Source organism: Pleomorphovibrio marinus (genome assembly GCF_003347495.1).
Lineage (GTDB): Bacteria > Bacteroidota > Bacteroidia > Cytophagales > Cyclobacteriaceae > Pleomorphovibrio > Pleomorphovibrio marinus.
Genome location: NZ_QCXY01000003.1, coordinates 504,035 through 523,549 on the forward strand (window position 1 = coordinate 504,035; position 19,515 = coordinate 523,549).

17 protein-coding genes are annotated in these 19,515 nt (G+C 42.4%); 4 read left to right on the forward strand and 13 right to left on the reverse strand.

Annotated elements, in window-relative coordinates:
* Window positions 1–31: 31 nt before the first annotated feature.
* Window positions 32–445, reverse strand: coding sequence for a hypothetical protein (locus DB520_RS11250; protein WP_114749807.1), 414 nt, complete (start codon window positions 443–445; stop codon window positions 32–34).
* A gap of 647 nt (window positions 446–1,092) precedes the next feature.
* Here DB520_RS11250 and DB520_RS11260 point away from each other — a divergent pair.
* Complete coding sequence (locus DB520_RS11260) at window positions 1,093–1,566, forward strand: hypothetical protein (protein WP_114749809.1); 474 nt, start codon at window positions 1,093–1,095, stop codon at window positions 1,564–1,566.
* 80 nt (window positions 1,567–1,646) lie between these two features.
* Here DB520_RS11260 and DB520_RS11265 read toward each other — a convergent pair whose 3' ends face one another.
* From DB520_RS11265 to mltG, 9 genes are all read right to left on the reverse strand, one after another.
* Window positions 1,647–3,152 (reverse strand): BNR-4 repeat-containing protein, encoded by a 1,506-nt coding sequence (locus tag DB520_RS11265; protein WP_114749810.1) that lies wholly within the window; start codon window positions 3,150–3,152, stop codon window positions 1,647–1,649.
* A gap of 219 nt (window positions 3,153–3,371) precedes the next feature.
* Window positions 3,372–4,046, reverse strand: a complete 675-nt coding sequence (locus DB520_RS11270) for a hypothetical protein (RefSeq protein ID WP_114749811.1) — start codon at window positions 4,044–4,046, stop codon at window positions 3,372–3,374.
* Window positions 4,043–4,882 (reverse strand): DUF362 domain-containing protein, encoded by an 840-nt coding sequence (locus tag DB520_RS11275; protein ID WP_114749812.1) that lies wholly within the window; start codon window positions 4,880–4,882, stop codon window positions 4,043–4,045. The genes DB520_RS11270 and DB520_RS11275 overlap by 4 nt, the downstream gene beginning before the upstream one ends.
* A 58-nt stretch (window positions 4,883–4,940) precedes the next feature.
* Entirely contained in the window at window positions 4,941–6,146 is a 1,206-nt protein-coding gene (locus tag DB520_RS11280) for an amidohydrolase family protein (protein ID WP_114749813.1), read from the reverse strand.
* A gap of 52 nt (window positions 6,147–6,198) precedes the next feature.
* The gene (locus DB520_RS11285) at window positions 6,199–7,125 is read right to left on the reverse strand and encodes an NAD(P)-dependent oxidoreductase (protein ID WP_114749814.1); all 927 of its coding nucleotides are present in this window, start codon (window positions 7,123–7,125) and stop codon (window positions 6,199–6,201) included.
* Between the two features lie 49 nt (window positions 7,126–7,174).
* Entirely contained in the window at window positions 7,175–8,473 is a 1,299-nt protein-coding gene (locus tag DB520_RS11290) for an MFS transporter (RefSeq protein WP_114749815.1), read from the reverse strand.
* Between the two features lie 564 nt (window positions 8,474–9,037).
* Window positions 9,038–10,003, reverse strand: a complete 966-nt coding sequence (locus DB520_RS11295; protein WP_114749816.1) for a YihY/virulence factor BrkB family protein — start codon at window positions 10,001–10,003, stop codon at window positions 9,038–9,040.
* Between the two features lie 2 nt (window positions 10,004–10,005).
* Window positions 10,006–10,431, reverse strand: coding sequence for an acyl-CoA thioesterase (locus DB520_RS11300; protein ID WP_114749817.1), 426 nt, complete (start codon window positions 10,429–10,431; stop codon window positions 10,006–10,008).
* Window positions 10,431–11,471 carry an endolytic transglycosylase MltG gene (gene mltG / locus DB520_RS11305; RefSeq protein WP_114749818.1) on the reverse strand — a complete coding sequence of 347 codons (1,041 nt, stop codon included), beginning with the start codon at window positions 11,469–11,471 and terminating at the stop codon, window positions 10,431–10,433. Before mltG ends, DB520_RS11300 begins: the two co-directional genes overlap by 1 nt.
* A gap of 256 nt (window positions 11,472–11,727) precedes the next feature.
* Between mltG and DB520_RS11310 the strand changes: the two genes are divergently transcribed.
* From DB520_RS11310 to DB520_RS11320, 3 genes are all read left to right on the forward strand, one after another.
* Window positions 11,728–12,357: an L-threonylcarbamoyladenylate synthase gene (locus tag DB520_RS11310; RefSeq protein WP_114749819.1), complete on the forward strand. Its 630-nt coding sequence runs from the start codon at window positions 11,728–11,730 to the stop codon at window positions 12,355–12,357.
* A gap of 70 nt (window positions 12,358–12,427) precedes the next feature.
* Complete coding sequence (locus DB520_RS11315; RefSeq protein WP_114749820.1) at window positions 12,428–13,060, forward strand: WbqC family protein; 633 nt, start codon at window positions 12,428–12,430, stop codon at window positions 13,058–13,060.
* An 83-nt stretch (window positions 13,061–13,143) separates the two neighbouring features.
* Window positions 13,144–15,666: an ATP-dependent Clp protease ATP-binding subunit gene (locus DB520_RS11320; protein ID WP_114749821.1), complete on the forward strand. Its 2,523-nt coding sequence runs from the start codon at window positions 13,144–13,146 to the stop codon at window positions 15,664–15,666.
* A 61-nt stretch (window positions 15,667–15,727) separates the two neighbouring features.
* Here DB520_RS11320 and DB520_RS11325 read toward each other — a convergent pair whose 3' ends face one another.
* The 3 genes from DB520_RS11325 to DB520_RS11335 all read right to left on the reverse strand — a co-directional run bounded on the left by DB520_RS11325 (window position 15,728) and on the right by DB520_RS11335 (window position 19,425).
* On the reverse strand, window positions 15,728–16,144 hold the full coding sequence (locus DB520_RS11325; RefSeq protein WP_232834922.1) for a DUF2784 domain-containing protein: 417 nt from the start codon (window positions 16,142–16,144) through the stop codon (window positions 15,728–15,730).
* A gap of 19 nt (window positions 16,145–16,163) precedes the next feature.
* Window positions 16,164–18,020, reverse strand: a complete 1,857-nt coding sequence (locus DB520_RS11330) for a sulfatase-like hydrolase/transferase (protein ID WP_114749823.1) — start codon at window positions 18,018–18,020, stop codon at window positions 16,164–16,166.
* 94 nt (window positions 18,021–18,114) lie between these two features.
* Window positions 18,115–19,425, reverse strand: coding sequence for a PQQ-dependent sugar dehydrogenase (locus DB520_RS11335; RefSeq protein ID WP_114749824.1), 1,311 nt, complete (start codon window positions 19,423–19,425; stop codon window positions 18,115–18,117).
* Between the last annotated feature and the right edge of the window lie 90 nt (window positions 19,426–19,515).

Consider the following 19,515-nt stretch of genomic DNA (forward strand, 5'->3'; position numbering starts at 1 on the left):
ACTACCATCCCCATATTTTCACTCAAAAATCTTATTCCCTCATTTGCCAATCACTGCTGATCACCTCTACTTGTAGGGTATTTCCCGAAGTACTCGTGATTTTCCATTCCTGAGTTTGTGTACCTCCCCAAAAGTCAGCAGAAAAATGAATGATATCCCCGTCCATTTTCCAGGTTCCCTCATAATCATTGGTTATAATAGGAGGGGTACCGCACCATCCACTGTTGGATCGATGGATCAATTTACCATTGCTGAGAAAGCGGTACCCATAGGTGTTTTCCTGAAGTTGATTTACCCTTTCCATTGCCAACCCATTTTCTTGATAGGTAAGATTACTCCAGTTACCCACTGGCACGGGACCAGAAGTGAGGGCCAATGGATCTTCATTTTCCATGCAGGAAAATAGCAATAGGGCAATCATAAAGGTTAGTAAAGTCGTCTTCATAAGTATTATTTTTTTTTGTTTGAAACCAAGACGTTGGCGGTAGAAAGATTGTTGAGGGTATCCCCTATTTTTTTTACTTTTTTTATCCGGCCTGAAAAATTCAACAATACGGATGTCGCTCTATATATCTTTTCACGAAGTAAAATTTCAGCCTATGCAACATATGCCTATTTTATGAGGTTTCAATTTATTAAACCACTACAGTACCTTTTGGAAGACCAGGACATTATCTAAGGTTGTTTGGAAAACGACTCCATCGCGCAAAGACCACTCATTGACAAATTTCACAGAACCATCCATTTTACTTTGAGGTACATGTCCAATCGTCATGACTCGGAGGATGTGCTTTCTGTATCTAATACCAAAATCTATAAGAATATCGGAGCTAATGAGGTTTGACCACATTCGTGGTCTCTGAAGAAATTGCGATTGGTTTTGCCTAAATGTTGGGCAGTGACTAAACCCATGCCGTACTTCAACTGGTAATTAGTATATTGGCCATATTTTCAGTGTGTTTATTTGGAGGAAAATAATTTCCCATCGATTTAGGGGGTTGGATCAATAGGGAGTTAATTCAAATGCTTCAAAAACCCACACAAATACTCCAAAAAGGTTGATTCAATTACGGTTGATAAAGTTAAATAAAGATGAGTAAAACAAATTTTAAGTTCTGGCAAAGGTGGCTTATTTTGGCAAATGGGTTTACTCTACTGGTAGGTCTTATCGTGGCCTTTGCCGGCAACAGCCTTTTTCTTGAGCTACACAATCATTATTCTAACTTGGTCTTTTTTGAGGGCAAGGAAATGGGGCCAGAAATATTAAGGTACAAAAATTGGCTCTTTGGGATTATTGGAGGGACTATAGTAGGCTTCCACCTTTTAATGATCATGATCGCCATTTACCCCTTTAAGAAAAAGGAGAAGTGGGCGTATTGGGCCCTCTGGATGGGGTTACTTTCTTGGTTTGTTATTGACACCTCCATATCTATCCATTACAAAGCCTACCATAATGTACTTCTTATCAATTTACCGGCGGTAATCCTGCTTGGTTTGCCACTTTTGATGACCTTTAGGGCCATTTTTAGAAACCCAGCCCAGCCTACCAGTACTTCCCCCCAGTAATCAGAGTGCCTATTTAGGTAGGGTGTGAGGGTAAAGGAAGTTTGAAATTGCCTCCTTGTATCCGCATGTCCCTAATTCCTCTATTTCTTCATCCGCTTCAATTTCACTTTATCCCTTTTCATAATTTGAGGTAGCCGAAATACCTCTCCGGCTTGATTAGCCACATATAATCTGGATTCCGAAGGTTCTCTCCCATGACCATCTGCCCAAAAAGCATAAAAATCCGGGTGTGGTGTTACGGATTTCCTCGCATAAGAATGGTTCTTTTCACTGCCTAAGGTAAGGTTCTTTACCTTTTCCCAGCTTTTCCCTTGGTCTTTGCTGATCCACATCACCATTTCCCCTCCTGTGTTGTAGGCCTGTGGACCGGATTGGGTGGGGCCGATGATCCTCCAGATGCCGTCCTTTTCCAAGTAAATGGACCCCATGTCATAATTGTTATCTGAAACTGTAATTTCACTAAATGACCATTCCTCGCCATTGTGGTAGGCAAGGTTCCATGTTCTGGGGTCGTTGGATGGACCTGCTTCATACCCCCCACTGGTTACATAAAGGATGGCGGGGTTTCCTTCCTCGTCAAAGGCGACGTCATTGATATATACGTTTAACCCTTCTCTGGCATAGTCCTTCACCAAAGCAGCGTTTTCGATGGTTGTCAAGGGTAGTTGCATATCCTCCCCATTGATATTCTGCCAGGATTGGCCAAAATCACTGGTTTCAAGGTAATACAAATTCGTCCGGTAATTTAGGCCTGACTCTCCTTGCATGTTCGGGTGGAAATTAAATGTGGTTGCCACCTTACCATCCCTATAGAAACTGGTTTGGTAATGGCCTTCTTCAATATTCGCAATATCCTTCCATTCCGACCATTCCACGCCATCCTTGCTGTACATATAACTGATAACTCGGCTTTGCTTGGTGCCATATTGAAGTTCTTTCTGCTCATAGTGGGTAAACAAGCCTATAAAGCCGTGGTCAGGCTGATGGTATATCTGAACATAGGAGAAATTATCCAAAGGAACACTCTTCCCATTTTCCATCTTAGTGGCCTTCACAGGCTCAAACTCACTTATGTCGTAGGGCCTCACACTTTTGTGGATATAGGAAGGCCTCCAAACCCCATGTGATGTGGAAAACAGCCAAATATAGCCATCGCCATCCATACTTATTACCGGGTTGTCATGGGCATCGTTGGTGTTTTTGTCCAATACCGCTATAGGTCTAGCCAACTCCTTTTTTTCGTGGTCGTAAAAGGAAACGGAATGGATCAAGCTGCCTTCCTCATTTACCCCGCCAAAACAAAAAAACGTCTTATTCACTTCTTTTGAATACACTGAAAAAGGATAATGATTGGAAGGATAGGTGCCCAGCCCCCCGCTGTATTTATAGACAAACTCGTCGGAAGAGGGTTGGTTGGCATACCAGATACCCCTAAACCCCTCCAGGGGTTGATTTAATAATGTCGCCTCCGCATATCTTGCATCAGAATGGACGGGTTTGTTTGGGGATTGTTGGGCGTAAACCGTAGTGGGAACAGGCCACAGGAATAATAGTAAAATTAATGGAGATAATGTTGTTGATGTCATTGGGTTATGGGTATAGGAATAAACAAAAGCCTTTCATAGGAATTGATCATATATCAGAACATCAGATCCAAATTAATAAATGCCAAGAACCAGCTTCATTACTAACCCATATACCACTAAAGGAAATATCGCTTGGTCATTTGGGATCCTTGAATTGCCTCCTACTTTAGCGGGAGGCAATTGGGTGGTTACTTTTATCCACACTGACATTTATAGGTACTATTTTGTCTTTCCGATTGTTTCATCCAAAATGCGTTTTGCACGATCAGAATTATATATTCCACATGGACAAAAGCGGACCAGGGTATTAGCGGCATCCTCGGAGGATCTCCGGCCTTCGCGAACCATCTCAATCATTTTTTTGGCCATGTTGAAGGAAACCATACCATGACCGCACATGGTTGAGAGCGCCAGTACCTTAGAATCGGGCAAGTGGTCATGTGGATCATTGAATCCCAGTGAATATTCTACACTGTGACGTTTGATATTACTTGCCTCTGCTGCCTTTTTGGCATTTTCCACAGATGTGCTCATGTTAATGGAGAATCCTAAATCTGCCGCAACTATTTCCTTCATACATGCCTCAGCATTTTCCTTTGAGGAAAAAACAGCCGATACGGTTCCTGGTTTTTCTACTCCTTCAATAACGGATTGCCAATCCTTCACCGCAATACGCTTCCAGTGGACAGTAGGACTAAGGCCTTTTTCAGGAGCTAGGCTGCTACGGTTGCCGTTGCCCATATTTACCGGGCTGTGCCTGGAGCATATCCTTAAAAACTCTTTGAGCTTAGGAATACAGTCTTCATCATTGATTCCTTTGGATGGTATAGCAAATAGGATATAATCATCACGAAAACTAATGGCATTGCCATATCTGTGCAAAGTGTTAGTCATTTGATTTGTCCCTCCGTTTTTGTAAATGAAACCTTGTTTGTAATACGTCCGAGCCCCATATTGGTTTTTGCCCTGAAATTCGAATACCCCAGTTTCTCTAGTAAAGGGCCCAGGATATTGTCTTCGCCATCTTCGCCACACCGGGTGGAAATTCCAACAGCAGTAACGGTATCTATGTCTCTGTTAACCTCACGCACGGTCAACAATATTTTTTCGACCATATTGATATCGGTTTTAATTTCAACGATGGCTGAAAGGATTTTTTCGTTAAGTATATCAGCGCGTAAATCTCCTTTCTTAACATCTGTCAATAGATGATTTACTGGATTGTTCTTTTCAAATGTGACACCCAGGTTGGCAAGTGTCCGGGTCATTTTCTGAATATCCGAAAACCTCACCCCGACCCCGGGTCTTCCAAACTCTATGGTGTACCCTACTTCACCGGTATCCACCCTTAGTCTGACATCATTAGTCTTAACTTCTTCTGTTCCGCGCCCTTTTATTCCTGTGGAAGTATGCTCCACTACCGGATCGGAGAATATTTGTCTGACCAGACGCGGCATCTCTAGTTCATTCATCTCAATTGCCGAGGTTGGGCAGACATCAGGCTCAGGCTCCATCCTGAAGCGTAAACTTTTGGCTATTTTTCGAATGGTTCTTGCGAATCGGGGGTTCAGGTTTTCCGTGCTCATCCCCCGGTAACAAGTCCCGCATTCCACGCAGGCATCATCGTCGATATTGGCCCTATTGATTTTTGTGTCCACATAAATGGCGTTCATTGGGCACACTGCTACACAGTTTCCACATGCGATGCATTTTTGATGGTTAATAATCATAGTAACTGTAATTTATAATATTTGTACCTAATTCATTCACCCTTATTGAAATATTGCCCTATAATAAGGAGTATTTTATTCCTTTTAGGTGAGACTGGCTGTTAGAATAATGAACGAGCCTACCTTGTTTCACTACTGCCTTTACCTTTTTGAGGGCTTCTATATTTTCGAGGGGATTGCCTTCAACAGCAATAATATCAGCGTATTTTCCCGCTTCCAGCGTCCCGGTTTCATTTTCCATCCCACACACACTGGCGCCATAAATGGTTAAGGCCTGGAGTGCGTTAAAATTAGATGCTCCGAGTTCAACAACGTATTCAGCTTCCTGAGCAAGCTCCCCATGCATGCCGTCCGTACCAAGCGCAAAAGGTATATTTGCTCCAATCAATGCCCGCATCCGGCGGCAAATTTCATCTCGCTCATTAAAATGGCCCTGAATTAAATGTTTGGGATAATGATATACTATTTTGTCATTTAGAATCGGACTTGGGGTTAATACAAGTTTGGTAGTTGACACAGCTAATTTCTCGATTTGCGCATCGCTGATATGATAAGCATGTTCCAATGTATCAAGACCCAATTCCAAAGCCCAATCGAGACCAATGCCGCCGACACAGTGCGAAGCAACATTTAATCCAGCTTCATGGGAAGTTCGGATAGCCGTCGCTATTTCCTCCCTTGTCAGATAACTCGGCAAATCACCGTCACCCTTCAGGGTTCCGGAAATATATATCTTGATAAAATCAGCTCCTGCTGCTAGATTTTCATGTATTGCATTTCTTATTTCCCCCTTCCCATTATACGGGTAACCGACAAACCCATGTCCCTTTGCCGCGCGGATCCCTTTTCCAGCCACTATGGAACGGGGGCCTAGGATCAGATTCCTGTTCACTGCTTCTCTGCAAGCTATATCCAGATACGCTTTATCTCCCAATGTCCGGCAGGTGGTTACTCCGGCCTGAAGATCTTTCCTCATCATGGCTACTGCCCTCAAGGTGAGTTCAGGAATGCTATCGGACATTCTATCCAGGTAGTTTTCCAATGTCGGATCCATGGAGTGATGAGTATGGCTGTCTATCAACCCGGGCATTAAAGTAAGACCGGAAAAGTCGAGCACATGATCATAATCGGATGGATTAATTTCAACATTTGAACCAACGGTTTTGATTTTTGTGTCCTCAATAAGGATAGCACCGTTGTCCTTTAAATCTTTGCTAATCCCATCCCAAATAAAAGAAGCTTTTACTAAAATCCGCTCAGCCATCACGTTTTCAGTTTTATGGTTATAAAGGTTGTACTATTAAACCTTTACTGAATTATTTTTTCTTATGTTGTCCCACATCCTCTTTTTCTGACATACTTTCAACAACCCCTATTAAATCAGCCCCTTCTTTTTCTTGCATTCCTAAATTTTCAGCCCGTTGAAAATATGCAGCAGCAGCCCTAAAAATAGGAGCAGGCAAATGTACTTCATCAAGTGTTTTGGACACTATGGATACATCTTTACACATCTGACCCAATCCACCTGGTGATGGCACACTATTTATAACGCTGTCGGAAAGAAGCTTGAAATAGTCATTTCCAGCAATCCCACTTCCGATTATTTTGGAGACAAGGGCAGTATCTAAATTCATTTTTCTTGCCAGAGTTATTACCTCCATTGTGGCTCCATGAACAACTCCCACAAAAAGTTGATTACAGTGTTTAACTGCCTGCCCTATTCCCGGAGTGTCGCCCACATGAACCACCTTCCCTATTACATCTAAAAGCGGAGTTACCTTTTTAATCTGCTCTTGTGAAGCAGCAGCTATTAGTGTCAATTCACCGGAAGGAACCCTGGAGGGACCTCCTGTGAAGGGACAATCTACAAATCCGATATTTTTTTCTTCACATTGCTTTGCAATGGATTCCAGGTTAGACCGGTTAATGGTGCTCATGCATATTATCGTGGAACATTTTTTATCCGTACCCTCAAAAAGTCCGTTGTAGCCTGAAAAAACTTCCAGCACCTGAATGTCATTTAACACCAAAATGATCACGGTTTGACAATGATGGGCAACTTCTGAAGGACTGGACAAACGGAGCCCACCCATTGCTGTAAATTCTTTTACGGCTTCGTTTCGGCTGTCATATCCGAAAACGGTATAGCCACTCTTTAAGAAAGCTCTTGCTACAGGGATACCGATGCGCCCCAGGCCTATAATTCCAAGTTTCCCAATTTCAGATTTCATCCTTTTGTCCATGATATTTTAAGTTTTCATTGAATTGTAGAAAATATCTTCATAATCAATTTCATTTAACATTTATCAGTTTGGAATTTTTTTGGTGATCCTTTTTTGATATTGGGGTTTTAGGGCCTTTGATAGCAATAATAGTTAAAATTGCAGAAAGGAAAAGAGAACCTGCCATAAAAAGATAGGAAGCCCCAAATCCTCCTGTTACACCATTCAAATAGCCGACGATATATGCTCCCACAAATGACCCTAATGCGCCAAAACTGTTAATTAGGGCAATAGCTCCTGCCGCCACATTGTCTGGGAAAATTTCCGTCAATGCGGTGAAGAAGGGTGCATAAGGAATATAGATTACTGCGCCAGCAATTACCAGTAATAGGAATGACACCCAAAAATTATCGGGTCCAACCCAAAAGGATCCATAGAAAGCAACGGATCCTATCAACAAAAATGGCCATATAAATGCTTTTCTGTTTAAACTCTTATCTGAGAAATAGGATGCTAAAAACATTCCTATGATGGCAAAGAGATAGGGTATGGTGGATAGCCATCCTGTCATTACAATACCCGTATCCGGCGCTGCATTTATAATCGAAGGTAACCACATGATAAAGCCATAGGCTCCTATACTCCAAAACCCATACTGAAAACACAATAAAATAACCGCTTTGGACTTAAATGCTTCAGCGTAGTTTTTTACTGGCTTAATTTGTTGCTGCTCTTGTTTAAGCTCTTCTTCAAATTCACGTTTCTCTATTTCTGTCAGCCAATCAGCATCTTTGGGCTTATCATCCACTAAGTACCACCAACAAAATGCCCAAAGAATCGCCGGCACTCCTTCCACAATAAACATCCCTCTCCAGCCAAAAGATTCAATAAGGTAGCCGGATAAAACCGACATCCAGATAATAGTGGCAGGATTTCCTAGCGTTAAAAAGGTATTTGCTTTGGAACGCTCAGATCTTGTAAACCATCTGCTTAACAATATGATTAAAGCCGGCCAAACAGCACTCTCCACTACTCCCAGCATAAACCTTACACCATATAGTATATTGACATTACTAATCAAGCCGGTGGCCGAGGCCAATGTTCCCCACAAAATACAGGACCAAAAAATTAATTTTTTAGTGCTCCTATTTGCCGCATAAATGGTACCGGGAATCTGGAAGAAGAAATAACCAAGAAAAAACAGGGCGCCCATCAAAGACAACATGCCTGGTGTAATCTGAAGATCCTCTGCCATACCACCTGCGGCCGCGAACCCAAAATTAGCGCGGGCAACATAAGCCAGGCTATAGGTAATAAAAACCAGAGGGATAAGGCGATACCACCTTTTGTTTGCCAGAGTCCTTACCATCAACTACAAAATTTAGAATAATTATCAAGCATACTATAATGTTAAGTTCATCTGTTTATAGTTTCTTTTCAGCGGTAATAACTTGTCCCGCACTGTAAGTCGGGATAGCCTGCCCCGTGTGTAGCTCGGTCATGCCTGCCTGTCCGGTAGGCAGGCTCGATTTCATCCAATTTCAAGGCTTAATAAATTCCTGAAAAGGATTGCCAGCGTTGTTTTTCGAACAAGAACAACAACTATAAAGCAAGTTAAGAATAATATTTTACCATGCTATCCCATTGTTCCCCAGCTTTTATCATTGGTCCGAAGGAGAGTTGTAAAGGGAGCCGGAGGAAACCTTTTAGAGGGAAAGAAAATAGGGATTTCGGCCATTGAAATCTTGAACCAAACTTGGGCTTCTGATTTTTGGAGCCAAACTAATTCCAGTTTTTGAACAAATCCATATGCACCGCTCCTGTGTTTGGCAGCATCCTTCTCTATAGGCTGAGGGGGACAGGTTTACCAATGATATGATCGTGGAATATCAGGACCTGCTACTAAATCCTTTCCAAAAGCATTCCAACCTTACTATTTCTCTACACCATCCACAGCAACCTTGGCCTTACCGGTCACTTTCCGTTTGGCGGCTGCCTTGTCAAGGGCTACATTGATCTCAAAACCTATAAGGATAATCACAGAGGTAATCAGTAACCAAAGCATTACTGCTATCATGGTGCCAATAGAGCCATATAATTTGTTGTAACTCGCGAAATTTGTCAAGTAAAAACTGAACAAGTAAAAACCAAAAGTAATCAACAATCCAGCTACCACGGAACCTGTGCTAAAAAACCTCCATTTGTCATGAACGGCCGGAGCAAATCGGAAGATGTATGCGGTAGCAATCATAAACAACATCATCAACACAAAGAAACGGAAAAAGGTAAGAGAGTAATAATAGATATTGTTGGTCACAAATTCGTATTCTGAGATGCGCAGCAAAAGGTTACTGCCCACCAGCATCACCAAAACCGCACCGCATATACATAATACCAGCACCACAATGATACTCACTGCAATGAGTCTTGTCTTAAAAAAACCCCGCAAATCGCGGGTGCGATATACTGCATTGAAGGCATTCATCATGGACATCACGCCGTTGGTAGAAAGGTATAAAGCCAGAAAAAAGCCCAAGGAAAGCAAGCTCTGCCTAGGGCGGCTTACAATGTCCATAATGGTAGGTGCCACCTCTTCGTAGATGTTTTCCGGCATCACGTCCCGCACAAAGAGCAGTATATTTGCTGTGGTGACATCCGGGAAGAAAAATTGGATAAAGGGTATGGTGTTAAGCAGGAAAAGGAGCATTGGAAACATGGCCATGGTGAAATTGAAAGCCATGGCTGAACCCCGCTCTATCACCTCGTCTTTACGAAGCTGCTCCAAAAAAATCCTTCCGACATCGTATAAGTTTTGGTCAGGATTTCCAAAATGAATGGGCCTTAGCCTCAAAGCTTCTTTTTGAGCCCACCCCGAAAGCTTATCCAGTGATTTATTCAAGGCTAATCATTGATAGTTGAAGGTTCAAAATAGGGTCTTAGTACCTCCATCAAATAGGAAGGTGGCCTACAAGGACGATGGTTGTCGGTGCGCAGGAAGGTGAGCAGTGTTTCTCCCTGATGTATCAAATCCCCTGCTTCATTCAAAATATCATAATGAAACCTGATCCTGATTCCCGGCATCTCCTTAATACTAGTACGGATAGTTAAATGCTCATCATATCTGCCGGGTTTAAGGAAGCGACTATGGTTTTCCAAAACAGGCATCATCACTCCATCTTCTTCCATTCTGCTATAGGAAAACCCTATGGAACGCATGGCCTCCACCCTACCCACTTCGTAATAACTGGCATAATTGCCATAGTACACGTAACCCATTTGGTCGGTTTCGGCATACCTAACTCTGAGTTTGGTTTCGGATACAAACATTATTGATAAATTTTTGCGGCGTTCAATGCATTTTGATAGCGCCGGGCATTGTTCATATGTTCCCGCAGGTTTGTGGCAAAAGCATGATATCCCGAGAAATCATCTTTTGCACAAAAATACAGGTAATTATGTTCCTGATAATTAAGTACCGCCTCCATGGCAGGGATATCCGGAAGGTTGATGGGGCCAGGAGGAAGCCCCGGATACTTGTAGGTGTTGTAAGGACTGTCTATTTCCTTGTGGACATTAAGCACCCGTTTTATGCCAAAATCCCCAATGGCATACACAAGAGTCGGGTCTGCCTGTAAAAGCATGTTACGATTCAACCGATTCACATAGACGCCAGCCACTTTAGACTGTTCATCCCTTTTGCTTGTTTCTGCCTGGACGATAGAAGCCAATGTAGCCACCTCCTTGGGGCTCATCCCAATGGCCTCCGCCCTGGCCTTTCTTTCCTCCGACCAAAACCGGTTATATTCCTGATACATTCTATCAAACAAAGCAGAAGGGGTAATGTTCCAATACACCTCATAGGTATTTGGTATAAACATGGACATGATGGTGGTAGGCTCAAAACCAAATTTTTCAAGATTGCCGGTATCTTTTAGGAGTTCCAAAAACTCTTCTTTGTCCATCTCCAGTTTTACCGTGATTTTTTCAGCAAGATCTTCTTGGGTTCTTACGTTGTTGAAGGTGATATTTATAGGTGTCTGCTTACCCAAACGCAACAAACCCACAAGCTCTCTATTACTTAGCCTTGGTGGAATTTCAAATAATCCGGGTTTCACCTTTTCTTGGTATTTCATCACCTTTGCCACAAAGCTAAAAGTGATTACATCCTGAATCACATCATTATAAAGTAGGCTGTCTCTTACTTGGTTAAAGTCGGCTTCCTTTGGAATTTTCAGCATATACGATTTTTCTTTGTCCACCAGGGTGTTGGGTCCAAAAAATGCCTGATAAAAATAGAAGGTAAAGGAGGTGAGCAATACAGAAAAAGCCACCATTCCAATCAACCAATATATTCTCTTTTTGTCCATTTTACTATTCCTATTTCCAAATTTTTGCCCTCGATTGTTATGAACGAGGAGTTATGTTTTTCAGCATTTTTAAGAAAGCCGACCACAAATATAACACATAATCCCAAGAAAGGATTTTATGGTTTAGATAGACGACTCCAATTTCTTGTTAAATTCCTTAAATTGCTTTTTTTTAAAGAATAAATAATTTACTTTACGAATTATAAAGCCTCAAGGGCTTTAAATTTTGTCCTTGGATAAGGAAAAAACTTGATATATGTCAGCAGAATTTATCAAAATACACCCTGAAAACCCTGATTTTAGGCGCTTGCGTAGGGTGGTGGATGTTTTAAATGATGGGGGTGTAATCATTTATCCCACGGATACCATTTACGGGTTGGGCTGTGGGATCTTTCACCCCAAAGCCATAGAGCGGATTTGCCAGATCAAAGGGGTAAAGCCTCAAAAGCAAAACTTTTCATTTATTTGCTATGACCTGAGCGATATTTCCGAATATACACGGGCATTAAATACCCCTGTGTTTAAAATGATGAAAAAGGCCTTGCCAGGCCCTTTCACATTTATATTGGAAGCAAACAACAATGTCCCAAAACTCTTGAACAACAAGAAAAAAACGGTGGGAATAAGGGTTCCTGATCATCTAATTCCCAGAAATCTCGTTAAAGAATTTGGGCAGCCCATTATCACCACATCCATCAGGGACGAGGACGATGTCATAGAATACAGCACAGACCCCGAGTTGATTTACGAAAAATACAAAGACCAGGTAGATATAGTCATAGACGGTGGCTACGGCAAAAATGTGGCCTCCACCATCTTGGATTGCACAGGGGAGACAGTGGAAGTAGTGAGACAAGGTTTAGGGGAACTGGAAGAAATATCCTAACAGTCCCCTAGTAGGAATTTGTTGCAAATCTAAAAGGCTTGCCATAACTTTAGACCCAAACACCTGCCAAATGACAGAGATTAGGGTATTGGCGGCTGACCTGTTTTATTTGCCTAACATAGAGTTTTTCTCCTCACTTATCCAGGTTGAGGAATTAGTGCTGAATTCTAGAGAGGCCTATGTGAAACAGACCTACAGGAACAGGGCAGAAGTGCTTCTGGCCAACAAAAAGGAAAAATTGACGGTGCCAGTAGTAGAAGGTAACCGACAGAAATCATATAAAGAGGTGAAAATTGACTATGGCCAAAAATGGCTTAATGTCCACCTGAGAGGGATCAGAAGCGGGTATGGAAAAGCACCCTTTTTCGATTACCTGTTTCCAGATCTGGAGCAAGTTTACAAGCGTAAACCTCCTTTCCTCTGGGACCTCAATATAGAATTACTGACACTTTGTCTTCAATTTCTGCGAAAAGATGTCAGCATTGTCGATGAAGAAAATTGGAAGGCGAATGGTACGCTAATTGACATTAGAGGGGCAATAAAAGCCAAAGAGCTGTACAAACAGAGGGGATTTTATCACCCATATCCTTATCTACAAATGTTTGGCTTAGACTTTGTTCCCAATTTGAGCGTTATAGATTTGTTGTTTTGTGAAGGCCCTGCATCCGAAAGGATTCTTTCGCTTTCCCGAAAAAGAAAATGAACAATACATAAACCTATTGTGTTTTTAAAACAAATTCGATAACATTATCTGTATTATTGAAAAGTTGTTAAGAAAGAAATTAAATGGAAGCAAAATTTTCAAATAGAGTCAAAGAGGTGATCTCCCTGAGTCGTGAAGAAGCATTGCGGCTTGGTCACGATTATATAGGAACAGAACATCTCTTGCTAGGGATGATTCGAGAGGGGGAAGGTGTAGCTGTTTCCATTTTAAAGAAGTTGGGAGTACCTCTAGATGAGCTAAGAAACTCCGTAGAAAGGGCAGTAAAAGGTACAGCCAATCACAATGTGAAAAACCTGGCCAACATACCCCTAACCAGACAATCTGAAAAAGTATTGAAAATCACCTATTTGGAGGCTAAAATTTTCAAGAGCCAACTCATTGGCACTGAGCACCTTTTGCTTTCTATTTTAAGGGATGAAGACAATATAGCCACTCAGATCCTTCAAAAGTTTGATGCCACTTATGATGCCGTGAAAGAAATGTTAGAATTTCAAACAGACCAGTCTCCAAGATCCGGTACGGAAGCGGATGATACAGATGATGAAGGAAGCAAGCTTTTTGGTTCCTCTAGTAGTTCGTCCAGTTCCAAGGGTTCCACTGAAAAATCCAGGACACCTGTTCTTGACAATTTCGGTAGGGATCTTACCAGAATGGCTGAGGAAGATAAATTGGACCCGATTATAGGTAGGGAAAAAGAAATTGAGCGTGTAGCACAGATCCTTTCCCGAAGAAAGAAAAACAACCCTATCCTTATCGGTGAACCAGGCGTAGGTAAAACCGCTATAGCAGAAGGATTGGCACTTCGAATTGTGCAGAAAAAAGTTTCTAGGGTACTCTTTAATAAAAGGGTAGTAACATTGGATCTTGCCTCCTTGGTAGCTGGCACAAAATATCGGGGACAATTTGAGGAGAGAATGAAGGCCGTGATGAACGAGCTTGAAAAATCCCCAAATGTAATCCTTTTCATCGATGAGCTCCACACCATAGTGGGTGCCGGTGGGGCAAGCGGTTCCTTAGATGCGTCTAATATGTTTAAACCTGCTTTGGCAAGGGGAGAAATCCAATGTATAGGCGCAACCACCTTGGATGAATACAGGCAATACATAGAGAAAGATGGTGCCTTGGCGCGTAGGTTTCAGATGGTAATGGTGGATGCCACCTCACCAGAGGAGACCGTACAGATTCTCCAAAACATCAAGGATAAATATGAAGATCACCATAATGTGATCTATACCGATGAGGCCATTCAAGCTTGCGTGAACTTATCCGACAGGTACATATCCGATAGGTTTTTGCCAGACAAGGCAATTGATATTTTGGATGAAGCCGGCGCCAGGGTTCATATTAACAACATTCACGTTCCAGAAAATATCCTGAAGCTTGAAGAGGAGGTAGAAAAAATAAAAGTTGAAAAAAACAGGGTAGTAAAATCCCAAAAATACGAGGAAGCCGCGCAGTTAAGAGACAGGGAGAAAAAGCTTCTTGAACAACTTGACAGTGCAAAAGCCAAATGGGAAGAAGAAAGCAAAACCAAACGCTACAACGTTGAAGAAGACAATGTAGCAGAGGTAATTGCCATGATGACTGGCATACCTGCTAAGAGAATAGCCCAAAATGAAGGCACTAAACTGCTGGGAATGGGCGAGGAGCTCAAAAACAAGGTAGTGGGTCAGGATGATGCTATCAAAAAGCTCACCAAGGCAATTCAAAGGACAAGAGTTGGGCTAAAAGACCCCAAAAAACCCATTGGGTCATTTGTCTTTCTTGGGCCTACCGGTGTGGGTAAAACAGAGCTTGCCAAAATGTTGGCTACTTATCTTTTTGACAAGGAAGATTCCCTTATCCGAATAGACATGTCTGAATACATGGAAAAATTCAGTGTATCCAGATTGGTGGGTGCTCCTCCAGGCTATGTGGGATACGAAGAAGGTGGACAACTCACTGAAAAAGTAAGAAGGAAGCCTTATTCTGTAGTTCTGTTGGATGAGATAGAAAAAGCCCACCCAGACGTCTTTAATATCCTACTCCAAGTGCTGGACGATGGCATACTGACCGATGGTCTGGGCAGAAGAGTGGATTTCAGGAACACCATTATAATCATGACCTCCAATATTGGGGTTAGGGATCTCAAGGATTTTGGTGCTGGGATAGGTTTCTCCTCCAAAGCGAAGGAAGAAAACATGGATGATGTGATGAAATCCACCATTCAAAGTGCGCTCAAAAAGGCCTTTAGCCCTGAGTTTCTAAACCGTTTGGATGATGTGGTTATTTTTAACAGCTTATCCAAAGAGCATATCCATCAGATAATTGATATTAATCTGAAGAAACTCTTTAAAAGAATTACCGACCTTGGTTACGCAATAAAGCTAACAGACAAGGCTAAGGATTTCTTATCCGAAAAAGGATACGACAGACAGTATGGTGCCAGGCCTTTAAACAGGGCAATACAAAAATACCTGGAAGATGCCATTGCTGAAGAGATCCTAAAAGGGGAGTTGTCCGAAGGTGATGTCATCATAGCAGATTATCCCGGTGAAGGTGACTCCCTCAATATCAAGGTCACTAAAAAGGAGAAAGCGGATTAATGTAGTACCGGCAAAATATAAGACTGAAGTCTCTGTGAATTTTTATTTGCAGAGACTTTTTTTATGCCTTCTTTTTTGAAAAAAAGTTGACCTTGATGGAAGCGACAAGGGCTATAAATGCAAATCCCACCGTGGCATATTCTACCAAATCAGGAGATAGGTCAGCCCCGAAGTAACGTTGGATTAGATAGGTAATATAGGAATTGGGCAAATCCTGAACCCCCTTTTCCCTTAAAACATCCCAATGCCAATCTGTAATGGGGCAATAGCCCCAGCCGTACCAAATACCCAGTATAAACCAAGAGGCAAAAGTAAGAGAAATCACAATGAAATGCCACCTCTGAAGAGGTTTCCATAACCAAGCAAATAAGTTAAAGAGAATAAGCAAAGTATGAAAAATCAGGAAAAAATAATCGGCGATTACCAGGATGTCCATAAGAAACATAACCAATGAGAATTGTTGGAGAAAATAATCCACAAAGTTTATTCCAGGCACGCTACTTCCAACTCCCTTTAAAATAGTCCATTCTTCGAATTACTTCTGCATTTGGGTTCTTTGGATTAATCCGATTGACATCTATATCGAGTTCATATGAGCTGTGATCCCGAAAATAAACCAGAGAATTCAGAAGTTGTAAGGTCAAAACAGGGTCCTCCACCTTATTGATCAAGGTTATCAGTGGTGAGATTGGGTCATTCGTCCCTAAAACACCCAGGCATTCAATGGCCTTCCACTGCAACATATAATCTCCATCCCTAATGAAGGTTTTCAAGGTAGGTTCCAGGCTCGTATCACCGAGTATGGCTGAGGTATTTATAGCCCAATACTGCTCTAATATCCCCCCCGTCTTAAGGGTTTCATCCAATCTCTCTACTGCCTCCTTTTTAGGAAGAAATAAAAAATCGTTGATCTCGATGATTCTTTCCAGTGCTGGTCTAAAGGACTCCCCATATGCCACTGGGTTGTCCATTGCCTCTGCTACCAGCAAATGTTCGGGCAAGAAGCCAAGATCATTGAAATCCAGTAAATTTCTGTTAAGTTGTTGCCTCAATTGGATAAGCATACCCTGCCATTCCTCCTTTTCGGCCAAGTTGTTGATTTCAAAGGGATCATCTTCCAGATTGAAAAGCATCTCCGTAGGTTTGGAATTAAAAAACCTACTCTGTAATTCATTCAATTTTCCCTCCTTTTCCAATTCCCTCCATTCTGAAAAAGCGAGCATCTGATACCTATAATTGTTGTGCAGGGCATCGGGATAGAAGGGTTGAAAACTCCTGATGTATTTCCACTTTCCTTTCCGAAGGGAACGAACCATCTCATACTTTTCGTCAAACCTATCGGCATAGCCTACACTCTCATCTCTATTGGCCAAGTCTGCTTTGAGTCCTTTTCCCAAAAAAGGCTTACCATCCATTTGTGCGGGTATTTTGATCCCCGCCAAATGAAGAACGGTAGGTGCAAAGTCCATGAAACTAACAAAAGCCCCTTCTTTGGTACCTTTTTCTTGGTCTATCAGGTGCCTGTAATTCTCAGGGATGCGTACCACTAAAGGAATATGTAGGCCTGTTTCATAAAGGTAACCTTTGGAGCCCGGAAGCACCCCTCCATGATCTCCAAAGTAAAATACAAAGGTGTCCTCTAACTTTCCATCCTTCTCCAGTTTTTCTAAAACTTCTCCCACCCACTTATCTATTCCTCTTATTTTATCCCTATGATAAGCAGTGGTAAATCTAAATGTGGGCGTATCGGGATACATGGGGAAGAGATTCACCTCATCGGGATGGTCCTGAGGCTGATAAGCCTCCATAAGCGAGTCCGAAAAATGCAGGCGGCTCTCATGGGAATCCATAAAGGTTTCCTTATGGAAAAAAGGTTGAGAGCTATCGGCTCTATTCTCCCACCCGGCATGGTTGGAAGATTCATCCCAAACTCCGGGATCTTCTTTAGCATTATAGTCTTTTTTTGCCTTATTGGTGGTATAATACCCTGCCTCCCTCAAATAGACCGGGAACATTTTCAATCCCTCTGGCATAGGTGCCTCTCGAATCTTGCGGTGAAGATGTATTCCCGTTCGGGGTGCATAGGTACCTGTAATCAATGTACTCCTGGCGACGGAACAAACAGGCGAATTGGAGAAAGCATGTTCATATACCACCCCAATATCTGCCATTCCTGCAATATAAGGAGTGGATACGCCTTGCTCGTTCCACAAATCCATAAAATGGGTGCTATTATCCTCTGATATCAAAAACACGATATTAGGCAACTTGTTTCCCTGGGCCTCAGCCGTTAGGTAAACCAAGCTCATAAAGACTAAGAGGAAGAACCTGTAATTTGGGTTAATTTGAGTCATATGTTCACTATTACAAAAATGGGGTGCGCGAGTTACCGACACACCCCATTCCACACACTAAAATTTTAACTTTTGGGCAGAATTTTTCTCCCTACTATTCTCCCTCATAAAATACCCTCCAAATTTTACCACTTACAGAGTCGGAAATTACCACGGTCCCATCAGGTGCCTGCGCTATCCCTGTAGGTCTGTGTTGGGCATCGCTTGGGCTTTCTATGGTCTCCACACCTGCAAAACCTTCCGCCAAAGGATCATAACTCCCTTTAGGAGACCCGTTTTCAAAAGGAACATGGGCCACAAAATAACCCTTTTGTTCCAATGGAGCTCGGTTCCAGGAGCCATGAAAAACTACCAGGGCCGCATTTTTATATTCCTCTGGAAAATGGTCACCGGTATAAAACAGGATATCATTTGGTCCCCAATGTGCAGGGAAAGTCATTACGGGTTGCTCGGTTCCTTCGCACCTTCCTACAGTTTCCCTGTCTCCTCCATATTCCGGGGACATTACCCTTTTATCCTGTAAAGGATCATAATAACAGTAAGGCCACCCAAAATCTGCACCATCCGTAAGTTTAAATAGCTCTTCTGCCGGGATCTCAGCGTTTTCGTTTTCGTCATACAGTTCAGGCCAAAAGCCATCCAACATGTCCCTCCCATGTTGTACAGCATAGACATGGCCATCATTGGGGTTATAGCCCAAAGCCACGGCATTTCGAATTCCCGTAGAAAACCTGTGTCCATCCTTTTGCTGGGTTTGACCCAGTCGTTCTGCATCAAAGCGCCAAACCCCACCGTGACGCTCTAAAATGGGGCAAGGATCCATTCCTGGAGATTCCCTGGTCCTGTCCTGTTCTTGGCAAGCATTTGAGGGTGCACCCACATTTACATAGAGGTGTCCTTGCTCATCAAAAGTAATGGACTTTGCGGCATGCTGGGTTTGACTGGTGAACCCTGAAACCACCGTATCAGGTGCTGAGGCATTATCCGGAATTAATTTGTCATCCGAAAATGAAAACCTAAATACAGTACTGTCATTGGTAGCATACAGATGGCCCTTGTAAAAGGCAAGTCCTGTACCCCCAAAATCGGAGAAATATTCTATTTCATCTGCCCTGCCATCACCATCGGTATCCCTCATGGCTACAATTCCTCCATTATCATGGGGTTCTCTTAGATTTAGGTAGATATCGCCGTTATCATTCACTGCAATATGCCTTCCTCTTCCTATATTCTCTGCTACTACGTATGCTTTCATACCAGGTGCTAGGTTCAGCCCTCCCTGATCATCATCTGCCTTGAAGTACGGTGTTTTTTCTTCTTTCTTTTCTCCCTCCCCACAGCCTGAAACAATCAGCACTAGGGAAAAGGCCATCAGAAATATCCAATCGTATGGCGTTCTATTCATTTTTATATGGTTTTGGTTGGTGAATTTATTAGCCGGTGTTTAGCATTTACACCTCTAATTAAAGGAATAAAGATAGCCCAAATGCAACTG